The 15,664-nt window shown below is 61.5% G+C and carries 9 protein-coding genes; 8 read left to right on the plus strand and 1 reads right to left on the minus strand.

The window, feature by feature from the left end; genetic code table 11:
* The first annotated feature begins 229 nt into the window (after positions 1 to 229).
* The 6 genes from recC to DCO47_RS19890 all read left to right on the plus strand — a co-directional run bounded on the left by recC (position 230) and on the right by DCO47_RS19890 (position 11,924).
* Complete coding sequence (gene recC / locus DCO47_RS19865; RefSeq protein ID WP_116658746.1) at positions 230 to 3,682, plus strand: exodeoxyribonuclease V subunit gamma; 3,453 nt, start codon at positions 230 to 232, stop codon at positions 3,680 to 3,682.
* A complete protein-coding gene (gene recB / locus DCO47_RS19870; RefSeq protein WP_116658747.1) occupies positions 3,679 to 7,365 on the plus strand; it encodes an exodeoxyribonuclease V subunit beta in 3,687 nt (1,228 codons plus the stop codon). Before recC ends, recB begins: the two co-directional genes overlap by 4 nt.
* A complete protein-coding gene (gene recD / locus DCO47_RS19875; RefSeq protein ID WP_116658748.1) occupies positions 7,362 to 9,470 on the plus strand; it encodes an exodeoxyribonuclease V subunit alpha in 2,109 nt (702 codons plus the stop codon). Before recB ends, recD begins: the two co-directional genes overlap by 4 nt.
* Before the next feature lie 119 nt (positions 9,471 to 9,589).
* Complete coding sequence (locus tag DCO47_RS19880; RefSeq protein ID WP_116658749.1) at positions 9,590 to 10,159, plus strand: YfiR family protein; 570 nt, start codon at positions 9,590 to 9,592, stop codon at positions 10,157 to 10,159.
* Positions 10,156 to 11,424, plus strand: a complete 1,269-nt coding sequence (locus tag DCO47_RS19885) for a diguanylate cyclase domain-containing protein (RefSeq protein WP_042608808.1) — start codon at positions 10,156 to 10,158, stop codon at positions 11,422 to 11,424. Before DCO47_RS19880 ends, DCO47_RS19885 begins: the two co-directional genes overlap by 4 nt.
* Complete coding sequence (locus DCO47_RS19890) at positions 11,424 to 11,924, plus strand: OmpA family protein (RefSeq protein ID WP_177330608.1); 501 nt, start codon at positions 11,424 to 11,426, stop codon at positions 11,922 to 11,924. The genes DCO47_RS19885 and DCO47_RS19890 overlap by 1 nt, the downstream gene beginning before the upstream one ends.
* On the opposite strand, the gene DCO47_RS19895 is transcribed toward DCO47_RS19890, so the two are convergent.
* On the minus strand, positions 11,921 to 12,868 hold the full coding sequence (locus DCO47_RS19895) for a LysR family transcriptional regulator (protein ID WP_042608809.1): 948 nt from the start codon (positions 12,866 to 12,868) through the stop codon (positions 11,921 to 11,923). The genes DCO47_RS19890 and DCO47_RS19895 overlap by 4 nt on opposite strands.
* 148 nt (positions 12,869 to 13,016) lie before the next feature.
* Between DCO47_RS19895 and DCO47_RS19900 the strand changes: the two genes are divergently transcribed.
* Together DCO47_RS19900 and mmsB are read left to right on the plus strand one after the other, a co-directional pair.
* Entirely contained in the window at positions 13,017 to 14,543 is a 1,527-nt protein-coding gene (locus DCO47_RS19900) for a CoA-acylating methylmalonate-semialdehyde dehydrogenase (RefSeq protein WP_064364537.1), read from the plus strand.
* A 10-nt stretch (positions 14,544 to 14,553) separates the two neighbouring features.
* A complete protein-coding gene (gene mmsB / locus DCO47_RS19905) occupies positions 14,554 to 15,441 on the plus strand; it encodes a 3-hydroxyisobutyrate dehydrogenase (RefSeq protein WP_116658750.1) in 888 nt (295 codons plus the stop codon).
* Positions 15,442 to 15,664 lie beyond the last annotated feature (223 nt).

Below are 15,664 nucleotides of genomic sequence, written 5' to 3' on the forward strand. Positions count from 1 at the left end.
CGAACTCAGCAGTGAAACGATGCATCGCCGATGGTAGTGTGGGGTTTCCCCATGTGAGAGTAGGTCATCGTCAAGATTAAATTCCGAAACCCCAATTGCGAAAGCAGTTGGGGTTTTGTTTTGCCTGCGAGAAAGTTCTTACAACCTTCGCGGACGTCGTCCGGCTGTCACAATCTGCCGACAATGCTAAGGTTCTGCCTCGGCTTTTGTGATTTTCCAAGGAATCTATATGTCGGACGCCCAGTCCCTCAACGCTGCATTCATGGTGGTTCAGAGCAACAGTCTCGATGAACTGCGCAGCCTTGTGGTCAGCATCATGCGGCGCTATCCACTGGCACCTTTGGAAAACGAAATCGCTTTGGTGCAAAGCAACGGCATTGCCCAGTGGCTCAAGCTGGCACTGGCCGAGGATCCCGAAGACGACGACCTTGGCGGCTGCGGGATCGCGGCAGCGATTGATGTGCAATTGCCCGGCAGTTTCATGTGGCAGCTCTACCGTATGGTGCTGGGACGAGAAGAGATCCCGGCGAAATCCCTGCTCGATAAAGCCCCGCTGACCTGGCGCCTGATGCGTCTCTTGCCACAGGTAATCGACCAACCACATTTCGAACCGCTGCAACGCTTCCTCACCCACGACACCGATCTGCGCAAGCGCTACCAGTTGTCAGAGCGCCTCGCGGATCTGTTCGACCAATATCAGGTTTATCGGGCCGACTGGCTGGAGGACTGGGCGGAAGGCCGCCACCAACTGCGCAATGTCAGAGGTGAAGTAAAGCCGCTGCAGCCGACCAGTTGCTGGCAGGCAGAGTTGTGGCGAGCGCTGCTGAATGATGTAGGCGAACAAGGCATGGCACAGAGTCGCGCAGGCGTGCATCAACGTTTCATGGAGCGCATCAACACACTCGACAAGGCCCCGGCTGCGCTGCCGCCGCGCGTGATTGTGTTTGGTATCTCTTCGTTGCCTGCGCAGGTACTGGAAGCGCTCGCCGGTCTGGCTCGCTTCAGCCAGGTACTGCTTTGCGTACACAACCCTTGCCGCCATCACTGGGCGGATATCGTCGCCGACAAGGATCTGTTGCGGCATCAGTACAAACGTCAGCAGCGCAAAAGTGGAATGCCCGTTGTGCTCGATGCCGAGACCCTGCATCAGCACGCGCATCCGCTATTGGCCGCGTGGGGCAAGCAAGGTCGCGACTACATTAACCTGCTCGACAGCTACGACGATCCCAACAGCTACCGCGCAGCCTTTCGTGACGGACGCATCGACCTGTTCAGCGAAAATCAACCCCACAACATGCTTAACCAGCTGCAGGACGACATTCTCGAGCTGCGTCCGCTCAACGAGACGCGCGAACTCTGGCCAGCGGTCGATGCAACGCAAGACCATTCGATCCGTTTTCACATCGCGCATAGTGCCCAGCGCGAAGTCGAGATCCTGCACGATCAACTCCTGGCGCGGTTCAGCGCAGACCCGGATCTGCGCCCCCGAGACGTAATCGTCATGGTCCCTGATATCGACAGCTATGCGCCGCATATCCGTGCGGTTTTCGGTCAGCTTGATCGGCATGACTCACGCTTCATTCCGTTCACACTGGCGGATCAGGGCCAACGTGGGCGCGACCCTCTATTGATCGCGGTCGAGCACCTGCTCAAACTTCCGGACAGTCGTTTCCCGGTCAGCGAGATCCTCGACCTGCTCGATGTCCCGGCCCTGCGTGCTCGGTTTGGCGTAGAAGAACGCGACCTGCCAACTCTGCACCGCTGGATCGAAGGCGCAGGCGTGCGATGGGGCATGAGTGCTGAACAACGTGCCGGCCTCGGCCTTCCTGAAGAACTGGAGCAGAACAGCTGGCATTTCGGCCTGCGCCGAATGCTATTGGGTTACGCCGTCGGCAGCGCCGACGCGTGTGCCGGGATCGAGCCTTATGATGAAATTGGCGGGCTTGATGCTGCCTTGATCGGGCCGCTTGTCGCGCTGCTGGATGCCTTGGAAATTGCTCACCAGCAACTCACCCAACCAGCTCAACCGAAGGAGTGGGGGCTGCGCTTGCAGGCGCTGATGCAGGTGTTCTTCCAGGCCAGCAACGAGCATGACGACTACCTGCTGGCCCAGCTGGAAGAGCTTCGCGAAACCTGGCTCGAGACCTGCGAGGCAGTGGGGCTGACTGACGAGTTGCCGCTGACTGTCGTTCGCGAAGCCTGGCTCGCCGGGCTCGATCAGGGGCGTTTATCGCAACGATTCCTCGCCGGCGCGGTAAATTTCTGCACCTTGATGCCGATGCGTGCCATTCCTTTCAAACTGGTCTGTCTGTTGGGCATGAACGACGGCGATTATCCCCGCGCCCAACCGCCACTGGATTTCGACCTGATGGGCAGCGATTACCGCCCTGGCGACCGCTCAAGGCGTGAAGATGACCGCTACCTGCTGCTCGAAGCGCTCCTGTCTGCACGCAATCAGCTCTACATCAGTTGGGTCGGTCGCAGCATTCGCGACAACAGTGAGCGACCCGCCTCGGTGTTGATCGGCCAGTTGCGCGATCACCTCGCCAGCGGTTGGCGTTCAATCGATCCTAGTCAGGATCTGATAGAAGCGCTGACCGAAGAACATCCTCTGCAACCTTTCAGCGCCCGCTATTTCCACGAAGGCGAGCAACTGTTCAGCTACGCCAGCGAGTGGCAAGTGTTGCATCAAGAGCAAGTGCATCAAAACGAGACGCCGTTGCTCGCGCCGTATGTTCAGGAAGAACCGCTGACGCTGGCTTTACTGCAGGATTTTCTGCGCAACCCGGTGAGGCATTTTTTCACCCAACGACTCAAGGTCTATTTCGAGGCCGCGCAAGCGCCGTTGGCCGATGAAGAACCTTTCGTGCTGGACGCGTTGCAGCGCTACACGCTGAGCGACAGTTTGCTGGAAGCCGCACTTAACCAGCCGGATGATTTCGATCAGGCACTGCAAGCCCGGGCGCTGCGCCTGCAAAACAGTGGTCTGCTGCCGATGGCCGGTTTCGGCGAATGCCTGCAGCGTGAACTGATCGAACCGCTGCCGGATCTTCTGCAGCGTTATCAACAGTTGCTGACGTTATGGCCGACGCCGTTGACCAGTGCGATCCCGGTCAGTCTCGACTTGCAGGAGCTGCGTCTGGAGGGCTGGCTCGCAAGTCTGCACCAGCGCGCCGATGGCGGCCTGCTGTCAGTCACGACCATTCCCAACAGCATCGGCTCGATCAAAACGCGCAAGTGGCACCGGCTGACCAAACCGTGGGTCACCCATCTGGTTGCCTGCGCCAGCGGGCATGCGTTGACCACAGCATTAGTCGCGAGTGACGACACATTGTTGCTTGAACCCATGGAGCGAGACCGAGCGCTGCGGTTCCTCGGTGACCTGCTGCTCGCCTGGCAAACCGGCATGCGCCAGCCCTTGCCGATTGCGATAAAAACCGCATTCGCCTGGCTGTCGCAATCCGACCCGATCAAAGCCGAAGCCGCGGCGCGAAAAGCCTATGAGGGTGATGGCCAGACCAGCGACGGCGAGCGGCGCGAAAGCCCGGCGCTGCTCCGACAATATCCCGACTTCGATGCATTGTTGGCAGACGAAACCTTCACCGGCTGGTGCGATGCGCTATACCGCCCATTATTCGAAGCGCCCTGGCGTTCCTTGTCCAACGAAGGCGCACGTTCATGAGTACCAGGACACCGTTGGCTCTGGCCTTCCCGTTGCGCGGCAGTCAGTTGATCGAAGCGAGCGCCGGCACCGGCAAGACCTTCACGATCTCGGCGCTTTATCTGCGGCTGATTCTCGGCCATGGCGGCGAGACAAGCGGTTTCGCGCGCGAATTGCTGCCGCCGCAAATCCTCGTAGTGACGTTCACTGACGCTGCCACCAAAGAGCTGCGTGAGCGCATCCGAACCCGCCTGGCCGAGGCTGCGCGTTTTTTCCGCGACGAGATTCCCGCTCCTGACGGACTGATCGGCGAACTGCGCGATCAGTTCGATCCATTGCAATGGTCGGGCTGCGCCAACCGCCTCGATATCGCCGCGCAGTGGATGGACGAAGCCGCCGTCTCGACCATCCACAGCTGGTGTCAGCGCATGTTGCGTGAGCACGCGTTCGACAGCGGCAGCCTGTTCACGCAGTCGCTGGAAACCGATCACAGCGATTTGCTTGGCGAAGTGCTGCGCGATTACTGGCGACTGTTTTGCTATCCGATGCAGGGCGACGCGCTCAACTGGGTGCGCAGTAATTGGGGTGGCCCCGCAGCGTTGTTGCCTCGGGTCCGCGGCTTGTTCGCCAGCGAGCGTGATACCGATGAAGGCAAGGTGCCGGCGGACCTGATCGCTGAATGTTTGCTGGAGCGTCGAGCGGCGTTGGTCGAGCTGAAAATGCCTTGGCGTGCCTGGGCAGACGAGCTGCTTGCTCTCTGCCAGGAAGGCGTGGCCAGCAAAGCCGTCGATGGCCGCAAGATGCAGGCGCGATATTTCGAGCCCTGGTTCGAGAAGCTCAAGACCTGGGCCGAAGACGAGTCGCTCGAGCAGCTGGACATTGGCACCGGCTTCACTCGACTGACACCTGATGGCATGGCCGAGGCCTGGAAAGGTCAGGCGCCGAGCCATCCGGGGCTGGACGCCATGTCCGGCCTCAAGTCGAGCCTCGATGCTTTGCCGACGCCGGATGCCGCTGTTCTGCAACACGCCGCCAAGTGGGTCGGTGCACGCTTTGAAGAAGAGAAGCGTCGCCGCGCGGAAATGGGCTTCGACGATATGCTGATGCGTCTGGATGCCGCGCTGCAATCGGAGGGCGGCGAGCGTCTGGCGACGCTGATCCGCGAGCAGTTTCCGGTGGCACTGATCGACGAATTCCAGGACACCGATCCGGTGCAATACCGCATCTTCGAGAGTATCTACCGCATCGAAGACAATCATCCTGACACCGGCCTGTTCCTGATCGGGGACCCCAAGCAGGCGATCTATGCCTTTCGCGGAGCTGACATCTACACCTACCTGCGCGCACGTCAGGCCACTAACGGCCGCTTGCATACGCTCGGCACCAACTTCCGCTCCAGCCACGGTATGGTGACAGCGGTCAATCACGTATTCGAACGCGCCGAGTCCCGAGAACAGGGACGCGGCGCGTTTTTGTTTCGCGAGAAAACCGGGGAAAACCCGGTGCCGTTCCTTCCCGTCGAGTCCCAGGGACGCAAGGAAGCCCTGCAGATCGCCGGGCAAGAGGTCGCAGCGCTGAATGTCTGGCTATTGCCGAGCGATCAACCGCTGTCCGGCGCAGTCTATCGCCAGCAAATGGCCGCGGCCTGTGCCAGTCAAATCACCGCGCTGCTCAATGGCGGGCAAACCGGCAGCGCTGGGTTCATCCAGGCAGACGACTTCAGAGGTTTGCGTCCTTCGGACATCGCGATCCTCGTCCGCGACGGTAAAGAGGCTCAAGCCGTGCGAGCTGAACTCGCCGCCCGCGGGGTACGCAGTGTTTATCTCTCGGACAAGGACTCGGTCTTCGCCGCGCAAGAGGCGCATGACCTGCTGGCCTGGCTGAAGGCTTGCGCCGAACCCGATGTCGAGCGTTCGCTCAAGGCCGCGCTGGCATGCACCACGCTGAACCTGCCACTGATCGAGCTGGAGCGCCTGAATCAGGACGAAATGGTCTGGGAAGCCCGGGTCATGCAGTTCCGCGGCTATCGCGAGCTCTGGCGCAAACAGGGCGTGTTGCCGATGTTGCGCCGCCTGCTTCACGATTTCCACTTGCCGCAGACCCTGATGCAGCGCAGTGATGGCGAGCGCGTATTGACCAATCTTTTGCACCTGTCGGAGCTGATGCAGCAGGCCGCTGCTGAACTCGACGGTGAGCAAGCGTTGATCCGCCATCTGGGCGAGTTGCTGGCACTGTCCGGTCAGGCCGGCGAAGAACAGATTCTGCGCCTGGAAAGCGACGAGCAACTGGTCAAGGTGGTGACCATCCACAAATCCAAGGGGCTGGAATATCCGCTGGTATTCCTGCCATTCGTTTGTTCGGCGAAACCGGTGGATGGCAGTCGCTTGCCGTTGCATTACCACGACGCTGCGGGCAAAGCGCAGATCAGCCTCAAGCCGACCGACGAGTTGATCACCCAGGCTGATGATGAGCGTCTGGCCGAAGACTTGCGTCTTCTGTATGTCGCATTGACCCGGGCGCAACATGCCTGTTGGCTGGGCGTCACTGACCTGAAACGCGGCAATAACAACAGCTCGGTGCTGCACCTGTCGGCGCTGGGTTACTTGTTGGGTGGTGGTGCTGCTTTGGGCGAGTCCAGCGAATTGAACCGTTGGCTGCAAGAGCTGCAGCAAGACTGTCCGGCGATCGACATCGGCGAAATGCCTCAGCCTACTGACGAACATTACCAGCCGCCGCGCAATGAAGCGGTCCTGCGAGCCACGCTACGGCCCAAGCGCAAAGCCAGTGAAAACTGGTGGATCGCTTCCTATAGCGCGTTGCGTATCAGCGACGTATTGAGCGTCGGCAGCGATGAAGCACCGGACAGTCCACAGGCGCAAAAGCTCTTTGACGATGAACGCCTCGACCCCGACGCGCCACGCGAAATCACCAGCGGTGGCGCCGATATTCACCGCTTCCCGCGTGGCCCCAACCCGGGCACGTTTCTGCATGGCTTGCTTGAATGGGCGGGCGCCGAAGGTTTTGCGGTTACCCGCGAAGCGCTGGAGGATGCGATTGCCCGGCGCTGCAACCTGCGCGGCTGGCAAGGCTGGATCACCACCCTGACTGACTGGCTGCAGCATTTGCTCAAGTCGCCTTTGCCGATCGCTGGCGGGCAACCGCCGGTGGTTTTCGAGCAACTGAAGCAATACCGCGTCGAGATGGAATTCTGGTTCGCCAGCCACAAGGTCGACGTGCTCAAACTCGACGAGCAAGTGCGCCAGCACACCCACAATGGCGTCGCCCGCGTGGCGGCGGAGCCAGTGCAACTCAACGGCATGTTCAAGGGTTTTATCGACTTGACCTTCGAGCACGCTGGCCGTTATTACGTCGCCGATTACAAATCCAATTGGCTCGGCGTCGATGATCAGGCCTACACCGTGCAGGCCATGGAGCAGTCGATCCTCGACAACCGTTACGACCTGCAATATGTGCTGTATCTGTTGGCATTGCATCGCCAGTTGAAGGCGCGGTTGGCGGATTACGATTACGACCGGCATGTCGGTGGGGCGCTGTATCTGTTCCTGCGCGGGACGCGTGCTGAGAGTCGCGGGGTGTACTTCGTGCGTCCGCCACGGGAATTGATCGAACGCCTCGACCGGATGTTCCAGGGCAAACCCGAACCCAAGTCCGAACCCGCCTGGGAACAGGGAGTCCTGCTATGAGCCGAACATTCGCCGATCTGCTGCCGACACCACTGGAAGCGGACAGCCTGTCGAAACTCTCGCCGCTGACCCGCGCCGATGATTTGCTGTTGTTGCTGAGCCGTTGGGTCGAGCGCGGCTGGCTGCGTGCGCTTGACCGGGCCTTTGTCGCCTTCCTGCACGAACTCGAGCCCGAGACCGATCCGCTGGTGCTGCTCGCCGCGGCGCTGACCAGCCACCAGCTCGGCCATGGTCATGTGTGTCTGGACCTGTTCGAGACCCTCAAGGCGCCGGATTTTGCACTGTCGCTGCCGCCGGAAGGCGATGTGCAGGGCGGTGTTTTGTTGCTGCCTTCGCAACTTCTCGAAACGCTGGACGAGGTCCGTTGGTGCAAAGTGCTGGCAAGCAGCTCGCTGGTGGCCCTGGCCGCTGACGCGAGGGATACGGCGCACACACGTCCCTTGGTGCTGTCCTCGAAACGCCTTTACTTGCGCCGGTACTGGACGTACGAGCGCCGCATCGATGCCGCGTTGCGCCAGCGGCTGATGCAGCAGGAACCGACGCCAGATCATCTGCCCCAGCGTCTGAATGAATTGTTCGGCGGCGCGGAATCTGCGGCTGTCATCGACTGGCAAAAACTCGCCTGTGCACTCGCCACGCGCAGCGCCTTCAGCATCATCACCGGCGGCCCGGGCACCGGCAAAACCACCACGGTGGTGCGTTTGCTCGCGTTGCTGCAGGCACCGGCCGTAGAGGCTGGCCATCCGTTGCGCATTCGTCTGGCCGCACCGACTGGCAAAGCCGCTGCGCGCCTGACCGAGTCGATCAGCCAGCAAGTGCAATCGCTGCAAGTCGCCGAAGCGGTGCGCGCGGCTATCCCCAGTGATGTCACCACCGTGCACCGTCTGCTCGGTAGTCGACCGGGGACCCGACACTTCCGTCACCATGCCGGTAACCGCTTGCCGCTGGATGTGCTGGTGGTCGACGAAGCCTCGATGATCGACCTGGAAATGATGGCCAATTTGCTCGATGCGATGCCGGCCCATGCTCGGCTGGTATTGCTGGGCGACAAGGATCAGTTGGCCTCGGTCGAGGCCGGTGCGGTGTTGGGCGATCTGTGTCGTGACGCCGAGGGCGGTTGGTACAGCCCGCAGACGCGCCAATGGCTGGAGTCGGTCAGCGGCGAGTCGTTGCAAGGCAGCGGTTTGCATGAAGACCGCGACGGCGCGCATCCGCTGGCGCAACAGGTGGTGATGCTGCGTCACTCGCGCCGCTTCGGCGAGGGCAGCGGCATCGGTCAGCTTGCGCGACGGGTCAACCAGCAATCGGCCGACGAGGCGCGCCAGTTGCTCGCTACCGGTGGCTATGAAGACGTGTATTCGCTGCCGCTCAAGGGTGAGCATGATCACAAGCTTGAACGCCTGTTGCTCGAAGGTCATGGCAACGGCCCGCAAGGTTACCGCCATTACCTGAGCGTCCTGCGCGACCAGCGTCCACCGTCGACGCGGCCACTTGAGCATGCGGACTGGACCGATTGGGCCCGGGAAGTCCTGCAGGCGTTCGATACGTTCCAGTTGTTGTGCGCCGTGCGCAAAGGCCCATGGGGCGTTGAAGGCTTGAACCAGCGCATCACCGCCGCGTTGCTCAAGGCGCGGCTGATCGAGAGCGATCAGCAGTGGTATGAAGGTCGGCCGGTGCTGATGACACGCAATGACTATGGTCTGGGCCTGATGAACGGCGACATTGGCATCGCCCTGAAACTGCCCGAGCGCGACGGGCCAGATATCGGCAAAACGGTTCTGCGCGTGGCCTTCCCGCGTAACGATGGTCAGGGCGGCGTGCGCTTCGTGTTGCCGAGTCGACTCAATGACGTCGAAACCGTGTATGCCATGACGGTGCACAAATCCCAGGGCTCGGAGTTCGCGCACACGGCGCTGATCCTGCCGGATGCGCTGAACCCCGTACTCACCAAAGAGCTGATCTACACCGGTATCACTCGCGCCCGGTACTGGTTCACCTTGATCGAGCCGCGTGCCGGCGTGTTCGAGGAGGCGGTGCAGCGCAAGGTCAAGCGTCTGAGCGGGCTGATGCTGGAACTGGAGGAGGTCACCGAGCCTCGGGAATGAAGCGCTGAATGATCGGCAACGATTGCTGACCAACCGGTCAGGGGCAGGCGCCTCGCTGGCGTTTCGACGCTGTGCTATCGTTGCGGCATCATTTCGTTACGCTCCAAGAGAATCCCTGCATGAAGGTCGCCGTCCGGACGACAGAGCGTGTGGTTGCCTGCCAACGCGCCTTGCTGATCGTTTTGCTCTGGTTGTTGACGGGCAGCGCCCTCGCACAAGCGCAAACCGGGCCGGCCGAGCAACGGGCCAAAGCGGTAACGCAGGTGGTCCTTGGCATCCTCAGTTATGCACGCTGGCCAGTGGAGCCCGCGCAGTTGCGCCTGTGCATCGTCGGCCCCACCGAATACACCGATGACCTGGTCAAAGGCGCTACACAAGCCAGTGGCCGGCCGGTGGCGGTGCGTCGTCTGCTGGCGAACACCCCGTCCATCGTCAACGAGTGCGACGCGGTGTACATCGGCAAGCTCACCGCCGATGAACGCAGTCGCCTGTTCGCATCGTTGATCGGGCATCCGGTGCTGAGCATCAGCGAAGCGGACGATCAATGCACGGTCGGCAGTCTGTTTTGCCTGCGCGTCGGCGATGAGCAGGTGTCGTTCGAGGTCAATCTCGACTCAGTGGCTCGCAGCGGCGTGCGCATTCACCCCAGCGTGTTGCAGTTGTCCCGTCGCAAAGCGGCGGCGCCATGAAGCTGTTCAGTTGGAAGGCTCGCCCGACCCTGGGCTCGGTCATTGGCCGTGGGCATTTGATCGTCGCGCTGGTAGCAGTGGCGATGGCCAGTGTTTCGCTGACCTTGCTGGGCGTGCTGGCGCTGCGGGTGTATGCCGATCACAACCTGCACTTGATCGCCCGTTCGATCAGCTACACCGTCGAAGCAGCCGTGGTGTTCAACGACAAAGCGGCGGCAACCGAGGCGCTGGCGATCATCGCCGCCAGCGAGGAAGTGGCGGATGCCCGAGTGCTGGACGCGCAGGGCCAATTGATTGCGCAATGGCAGCGCCCTGAAACCGGCTTGTTCTCCGAGCTGGAAATGCGGATCGCCCGCGCGATTCTGGAGAAACCGGTCAGCCTGCCGATCGAACATCAGGACCGTGAAATCGGTCGCGTCCTGCTCATCGGTCACGGCGGCAGCCTGATGCGTTTTCTGCTCAGCGGCCTGGCCGGGATTGTGCTGTGCACCGCGATCAGCGCCTGGGTCGCGCTCTATCTGGCGCGACGGCAGCTGCGCGCAATCATTGGTCCATTGCACAGCCTCGCCTCCGTCGCTCACGCCGCCCGCAGCGAACGCGCACTGGATCGGCGCGTGCCGCCGGCGCAAATCGCCGAACTGGATAATCTGGGCAACGACTTCAATGCCTTGCTCGGCGAGCTTGAGTCGTGGCAAACCCACCTGCAAAACGAAAACGAAACCCTCGCCCACCAAGCGACCCACGACAGCCTCACCGGGTTGCCCAACCGCGCGTTTTTCGAAGGCCGCTTGATCCGCGCCTTGCGCAACGGCAAAAAACACGACGAGCGGATTGCCGTGCTGTTTCTCGACAGCGACCGCTTCAAAGGCATCAACGATAACTTCGGCCATGCCTCGGGTGACGCAGTGCTGGTGGCGATTGCCAATCGGGTGCGAGCGCAATTGCGCGAGGACGATCTGGTCGCGCGTTTGGGCGGCGACGAGTTCGCCGTGCTGCTCGCGCCGCTGCACACCGTTGAAGACGCTGAGCACATCGCTGACAAGATCCTCGCCAGCATGGACATGCCGATCACCCTGCCGGGCGACACCAGTGTGGTGACCTCGCTCAGTATCGGCATCGCCGTCTACCCCGATCATGGTGCCACGCCGGGCACCTTGCTTAACGCAGCCGACGCGGCGATGTATCAGGCCAAGCGCCTGTCACGCGGCGCGCAATTCACGGCCGGGTCGGAGCGCCCGGTTGATTCCGTTCACACCAGGAGCTGATGTCTGTGTTCACTCTTCCCGTTCGACTTTTTTCCGCATTGCTGTTGATCGCCGCGCTGACGCTGAGCGGTTGCCAGACCGCCCCGCAGAAGGGCCTGACACCGGCGCAGGTTGCTGTGCTCAAACAGCAGGGTTTCGAGTTGACCGACGACGGCTGGGAGTTCGGCCTGTCGGGCAAAGTGCTGTTTGGCAGCGATGTCGAAAGCCTGAACGCACCCAGTACGGAAATCGTCGAACGCATCGGCAAGGCACTGCTCGGCGTGGGTATCGAGCGGGTGCGCGTCGATGGCCACACCGATGCGTCGGGCAAGGAAACCTACAATCAGCAACTGTCCCTGCGCCGGGCCAAGAGCGTCGCCAACGTCCTCGGCACGGTCGGCATGAAGCAGGAAAACATCCAGCTGCAAGGCCTCGGCAGCAGCGAACCGGTAGCCTCAAACGACACCGCAGCGGGACGTACGGAAAACCGCCGGGTGTCGATTGTGGTCAGCGCCGACTAATCGGCAAAGCGCATCTCCCGCGTTTCCCCCATCAACAACGCCTGATTGCGCTCAGTCACCTCACGGATGTAATCCCACAACAAGGTGATCCGCTTCAACTTGCGCAGATCCTCCCGGCAGTACATCCAGAACTGCCGGGTGATGTCGACTTCCTCCGGCAACACCGGCAGTAAACGCGGGTCCTGGGCGGCGAGGAAGCACGGCAGGATCGCCAGCGAGCGCCCCTGCTGCGCGGCAACGTATTGAGCGATCACGCTAGTGCTGCGCAAATGTGCGCTGGCGCCGGGCAGCACGTTGGCCAGGTAAAGCAGCTCTGAGCTGAACGCCAGGTCGTCCACATAACTGATGAATTGATGCTTGCTCAAGTCGGCCGGGCGGCGGATTGGTGGGTGTTTGTCGAGATAATCCTGGGTTGCGTACAGCTGCAAACGGTAGTCGCAGAGTTTGCAGCAGACGTACGGCCCATGCTCCGGCCGTTCGAGGGCGATGACGATGTCGGCCTCGCGCTTGGACAGGCTGATGAAGTGCGGCAGCGGCAAGATGTCCACCGAAATTGCCGGGTAGGCGTCGACGAAATGACTCAGTTGCGGGGTGATGAAAAAACTGCCGAAGCCTTCGGTGCAGCCCATGCGCACGTGCCCTGACAGCGCCACGCCCGAGCCGGAAACCTGCTCGCAGGCCATGTGCAACGTGCTTTCGATCGACTCGGCATAACCGAGCAAGCGCTGGCCTTCGGTGGTCAGGACGAAGCCGCTGGTGCGGGACTTTTCGAACAGCAATGTGCCCAGCGCCGCTTCCAGCGAACTGATCCGTCGCGACACCGTGGTGTAGTCGACAGCCAGGCGTTTGGCAGCGGTGCTGGCCTTGCGAGTGCGGGCGACTTCGAGGAAAAACTTCAGGTCGTCCCAGTTCAGCGAGCCTAGCGAGGTGATGTTTTTTTGCATGATGGACGGGCTTATATGTGCGTTCTTATTAGAAGTTTGCACATCTATACTCCAAAAACCGTCCGACAACCATTCTGGACACACGCCTCATCTCAAGGCGAACCTCTCGCCTTGGCTCCTACGATAAAAACAAGTTCTGGAGACCAGCATGAACGCATCGCTTACGCCCAACGACACCACGCTGCAAAAGGTCAAACTGCTGATCGACGGCGAATGGGTCGAGTCGCAGACCACCGAGTGGCACGACATCGTCAACCCGGCGACCCAGCAAGTGCTGGCCAGGGTTCCGTTCGCCACCGCCGCTGAGGTCGATGCCGCTGTCAGCGCCGCCCAGCGCGCATTCCAGACCTGGAAACTGACCCCGATCGGCGCGCGGATGCGCATCATGCTCAAGCTCCAGGCGCTGATTCGTGAGCACTCCAAACGCATCGCCGTCGTGTTGAGCGCCGAGCAGGGCAAAACCATTGCCGACGCCGAGGGCGATATTTTCCGCGGCCTGGAAGTGGTCGAGCACGCTTGCTCGATCGGCACCCTGCAAATGGGCGAGTTCGCCGAAAACGTCGCCGGCGGTGTCGACACCTACACCCTGCGCCAGCCGATCGGCGTCTGCGCCGGCATCACCCCGTTCAACTTCCCGGCGATGATTCCGCTGTGGATGTTCCCGATGGCGATCGCCTGCGGCAACACCTTCGTGCTCAAGCCTTCGGAGCAGGATCCGCTGTCGACCATGCTGCTGGTGGAGCTGGCGATCGAGGCGGGCGTTCCGGCGGGCGTGCTCAACGTCGTTCACGGCGGCAAGGATGTGGTCGATGGCCTGTGTACGCACAAGGACATCAAAGCCGTGTCGTTCGTCGGTTCGACTGCCGTCGGCACTCATGTTTATGACCTGGCCGGCAAACATGGCAAGCGCGTGCAGTCGATGATGGGCGCGAAAAACCACGCTGTGGTGCTGCCGGATGCCAATCGCGAGCAAGCGCTGAATGCCTTGGTCGGCGCCGGTTTCGGTGCCGCCGGACAACGCTGCATGGCCACGTCGGTGGTGGTGCTGGTGGGCGCGGCAAAACAGTGGCTGCCGGATCTGAAAGCGCTGGCGCAGAAACTCAAGGTCAACGCCGGCAGCGAGCCGGGCACCGATGTCGGTCCGGTGATCTCGAAAAAGGCCAAGGCGCGGATCCTCGAACTGATCGAAAGCGGCATCAAGGAAGGCGCCAAGCTCGAACTGGACGGTCGCGACATCAGCGTGCCGGGTTACGAGCAAGGCAACTTTGTCGGCCCGACCCTGTTCTCGGGCGTGACCACCGACATGCAGATCTACACCCAGGAAATTTTCGGCCCGGTGCTGGTGGTGCTGGAAGTCGACACCCTCGATCAGGCGATTGCGCTGGTCAATGCCAACCCGTTCGGCAACGGCACCGGCCTGTTCACCCAGAGCGGTGCGGCGGCGCGCAAATTCCAGACTGAAATCGACGTCGGTCAGGTCGGTATCAACATTCCGATTCCGGTGCCAGTGCCGTTCTTCAGCTTCACTGGTTCGCGCGGTTCGAAACTCGGCGATCTCGGCCCGTACGGCAAGCAAGTGGTGCAGTTCTACACCCAGACCAAAACGGTCACGGCGCGCTGGTTCGATGACGACAGCGTCAACGACGGCGTGAACACCACCATCAACCTGCGCTGAGGATCCGATCATGAAAATCGCATTTATCGGGCTGGGCAACATGGGCGCGCCGATGGCGCGCAACCTGATCAAGGCTGGCCACTCGCTGAACCTGGTCGACCTGAACAAAACCGTGCTGGCGGAACTGGAGCAACTGGGCGGCACCATTCGCGCTTCGGCGCGCGAGGCGGCGGAAGATGCCGAACTGGTGATCACCATGCTCCCGGCCGCGGTGCACGTGCGCAGTGTCTGGCTGGGGGAAGAGGGCGTGCTCGCCGGCATTCGCCAAGGCGTGCCGGCGGTGGATTGCAGCACGATCGATCCGCAGACCGCCCGCGACGTCGCATCGGCTGCCGCGAAGCAAGGCGTGGCGATGGCCGATGCGCCGGTCTCCGGCGGAACTGGCGGAGCGACGGCCGGGACCCTGACCTTTATGGTCGGCGCCACTCCGGAGCTGTTCGCCACCCTGCAACCGGTGCTGGCGCAGATGGGCCGCAACATTGTGCATTGCGGTGAAGTCGGCACCGGCCAGATCGCCAAGATCTGCAACAACCTGCTGCTGGCGATCTCGATGGTCGGCGTCAGTGAAGCGATGGCTTTGGGCGACGCGCTGGGGATCGACACCGGCGTACTGGCCGGCATCATCAACAGCTCGACCGGGCGCTGCTGGAGTTCGGAGATGTACAACCCGTGGCCGGGCATCGTCGAAACGGCCCCGGCCTCGCGCGGATATACCGGCGGTTTCGGTGCGGAGCTGATGCTCAAGGATCTCGGTCTGGCGACGGAAGCAGCGCGGCAAGCGCACCAACCGGTGGTGCTCGGCGCGGTGGCGCAGCAGTTGTATCAGGCGATGAGTCAGCGCGGTGAAGGCGGAAAAGATTTCTCGGCGATCATCAACAGCTATCGCAAGCCGCAGTAACTGTTCAAAAAACTGAGGTGAAAGGGGTTTTTGTGGCGAGGGAGCGTGCTTCCGCTAGTCTGCGCAGCAGACCTGACCACGGCAAATGAGGTTCTTCAGAAAAACCGCATTTGCTGAAGTTACGTCTGCTGCGCAGCCGAGCGGGAGCAAGCTCCCTCTCCACGAGTGATCTCACGGCTTTTTGTACCGCCATCATCAATAGCTATCGCAAGCCGCAGTAACT

The organism is Pseudomonas sp. NDM, from assembly GCF_003105095.1.
GTDB classification, from domain to species: domain Bacteria; phylum Pseudomonadota; class Gammaproteobacteria; order Pseudomonadales; family Pseudomonadaceae; genus Aquipseudomonas; species Aquipseudomonas moraviensis_A.

What these genes read in the sequence shown, in the direction of transcription:
- DCO47_RS19880 (WP_116658749.1), top strand. Translation starts at nt 9,590, where the DNA reads ATGAAGGTCGCCGTCCGGACGACAGAGCGTGTGGTTGCCTGCCAACGC.
- recC (WP_116658746.1), top strand. Translation starts at nt 230, where the DNA reads ATGTCGGACGCCCAGTCCCTCAACGCTGCATTCATGGTGGTTCAGAGC.
- DCO47_RS19885 (WP_042608808.1), top strand. Translation starts at nt 10,156, where the DNA reads ATGAAGCTGTTCAGTTGGAAGGCTCGCCCGACCCTGGGCTCGGTCATT.
- DCO47_RS19890 (WP_177330608.1), top strand. Translation starts at nt 11,424, where the DNA reads ATGTCTGTGTTCACTCTTCCCGTTCGACTTTTTTCCGCATTGCTGTTG.
- DCO47_RS19900 (WP_064364537.1), top strand. Translation starts at nt 13,017, where the DNA reads ATGAACGCATCGCTTACGCCCAACGACACCACGCTGCAAAAGGTCAAA.
- mmsB (WP_116658750.1), top strand. Translation starts at nt 14,554, where the DNA reads ATGAAAATCGCATTTATCGGGCTGGGCAACATGGGCGCGCCGATGGCG.
- recB (WP_116658747.1), top strand. Translation starts at nt 3,679, where the DNA reads ATGAGTACCAGGACACCGTTGGCTCTGGCCTTCCCGTTGCGCGGCAGT.
- DCO47_RS19895 (WP_042608809.1), bottom strand. Translation starts at nt 12,868, where the DNA reads ATGCAAAAAAACATCACCTCGCTAGGCTCGCTGAACTGGGACGACCTG.
- recD (WP_116658748.1), top strand. Translation starts at nt 7,362, where the DNA reads ATGAGCCGAACATTCGCCGATCTGCTGCCGACACCACTGGAAGCGGAC.